This is a genomic window from Nostoc sp. (genome assembly GCF_036916735.1).
GTDB lineage: Bacteria > Cyanobacteriota > Cyanobacteriia > Cyanobacteriales > Nostocaceae > Nostoc.
This window is the reverse complement of record NZ_JBALFV010000017.1, coordinates 1-516: the sequence shown is the minus strand read 5'-3', so window position 1 is coordinate 516 and position 516 is coordinate 1. Positions and strand designations below refer to the sequence as shown.

Sequence of the window (516 nt, the reverse complement as noted above, 5' to 3'; positions counted from 1 at the left end):
CTTTACCTGTAGCCGCATCCCAGAGTTTGACGGTATTGTCCCAACTTGCAGAAGCGATGGTCTTGCCATCGGGGCTAAATGCTACGCTATAGACCGCATCGCTATGCCCCTTGAGGGTTTCGATTTCTTTACCTGTAGCCGCATCCCAGAGTTTGACGGTTTTGTCATCACTTGTAGAAGCGATGGTCTTGCCATCGGGGCTAAATGCTACGCCCCAGACCGCATCGCTATGCCCCTTGAGGGTTTTGATTTCTTTACCTGTAGCCGCATCCCAGAGTTTGACGGTTTTGTCATCACTTGCAGAAGCGATGGTCTTGCCATCGGGGCTAAATGCTACGCTATAGACCCCATCGCTATGCCCGTTGAGGGTTTTGATTTCTTTACCTGTAGCCGCATCCCAGAGTTTGACGGTTTTGTCCCAACTTGCAGAAGCGATGGTCTTGCCATCGTGGCTAAATGCTACGCTATAGACCCCATCGCTATGCCCGTTGAGGGTTTTGATTTCTTTACCTGTAG

Annotated in this window: 1 protein-coding gene; it reads right to left on the bottom strand. The window is 50.6% G+C overall.

The features are described from left to right. Nucleotides 1-516 (bottom strand): WD40 repeat domain-containing protein (locus V7L20_RS04690; RefSeq protein WP_334742948.1); only part of this gene is annotated, 516 nt, incomplete at both ends.